2 protein-coding genes and 1 pseudogene are annotated in these 1,607 nt (G+C 42.0%); 1 reads left to right on the top strand and 2 read right to left on the bottom strand.

Going from position 1 to position 1,607, the window contains the following annotated elements; genetic code table 11:
* A pseudogene (locus B4F08_RS04405) lies at positions 1-139 on the bottom strand (EamA family transporter); the annotation flags it as partial.
* A gap of 237 nt (positions 140-376) precedes the next feature.
* Here B4F08_RS04405 and B4F08_RS04400 point away from each other — a divergent pair.
* On the top strand, positions 377-1,246 hold the full coding sequence (locus B4F08_RS04400) for an AraC family transcriptional regulator (RefSeq protein WP_291373428.1): 870 nt from the start codon (positions 377-379) through the stop codon (positions 1,244-1,246).
* A 22-nt stretch (positions 1,247-1,268) separates the two neighbouring features.
* Here the strand turns inward: B4F08_RS04400 and B4F08_RS04395 are convergent.
* Positions 1,269-1,607, bottom strand: a 339-nt coding sequence (locus B4F08_RS04395; RefSeq protein ID WP_291373417.1) for a hypothetical protein, incomplete at its 5' end; no start/stop codon positions are given.

Below are 1,607 nucleotides of genomic sequence, written 5' to 3'. Positions count from 1 at the left end.
AAAACAGATGATCTTTTACAGCCAATTTTTGCAGTTTTCGGCACAACACAACAAAAGCAAAGAGCACCAGAGCTGAAATAAAGAAACGCCAAAACACTGCCACATTGGTCGATATTCCACTTTGTTGTTGCAGACTTATCGCAATCCATGTCGTTCCCCAAATCACGACCACCAAAGCATATAACAGCGCATTCATACTCTTTCAATCCAACTCAAACCACTCACGCTATTGTGCTTGGTTTAGCTGTCCCATTGCTTGCACCTTCTTGTGGTCACTATCATGAACTTGTGGTTTTTTTACTGGTTTTCGGATATAGATGACAAAATGAAATCAAAGTCCTACACTCATTCTTCCATTCGGCACTCCGTATAGATGATGAAATATCAGATTCTAGATCAATTACAACAACATAAAGCCCAACTCCTCGACTCGGTCGAGTTAGGTTCGGGCATGCAGTTGGCCATGTGGCAAAACAACCAAGACCGCGTCAGTGTTTGCAGTAACCACCATACCCTTAGCATGTATATTCAAGGGGGATATCACAGTTATCAAAAGACAGCACAAGGTTGGCATAATGGCGGTGGGCCAGATCATATGTGCCTGATGCCACAAGATTTTGAGTCAACTTGGGATTTGCGTGACCCCCTGACTTTTGTGCATCTTTATTACACTGAGCAACATCTACAACGCGTCGCCGAACAGGTGTGGGATCGTGAGCCAAGCCAAATCATTTTAAATCCACAAAGTTTCGTGGCCGACCCACAGATTGCTATGATCTACCGACACTTTTTACTCAATGGGGCTTGGCAGAACAGGGAAAATCATTTGCAGATGAGTACTGCCACGACACTTCTGCTCAATCATTTGATTAAAAATTATAGCCATACCGAGTGGCAAGCCCCTGAAGTCAAAGGCGGGCTGTCTCCATATAGCCTGAAACAATTATTAGAATGGATTGATCAACATATTCAGCAAAGCTTGACTCTGTCAGATTTGGCCGAGCAAACGCAGCTCAGTGAGTACCATTTTGCCCATATGTTTAAGCAATCCATGCAAATGCCACCACACCAATATGTGATGCAACGTCGACTGGAACTGGCACACCAAGCTCTACAGCAGACGACTGCCAATATGACGGAGATTTCGGAACAGTATGGATTTAGCTCCAGCAGCCATTTTAGTCATCGCTTTAAAAAGCACTTTGGCTACTCTCCATCCCAAATGCGGAAAAGTGAGAAAAATTAGATCGGATAAACTCACATTCAGCTTATTTATCTAACATCAAAATAAAGCTCATCATTAGACTCGACATTAAAAAACCGAAAAATGCACTCATCAAATAAGCTTTCCGACGCTCTTGAGCAGATTGGCTCAGAACTTGATGGCGCATTTCCATATGTTGCTTTTCTTCAAAAATCGTCATCTCGACATCGTTTTTAGGCGGAGCTTTTTTCAAAAGCAAAGGCAACATTGCAAGCATCATGCAGTAAAAATTAAATTTAAATATATCTTCGACAATGACATTGCCTGCATGCTTTTGAGCCATTAAATAAAACAGGAAAATAGACCACAAGAAAAAGCATCCGATAAATAGCAAGGCTGAAGT

This window comes from Acinetobacter sp. UBA6720, from assembly GCF_002454215.1.
In the GTDB taxonomy this organism is placed as follows: Bacteria; Pseudomonadota; Gammaproteobacteria; order Pseudomonadales; family Moraxellaceae; genus Acinetobacter.
This window is presented reverse-complemented; position numbering and strand designations above follow the sequence as displayed.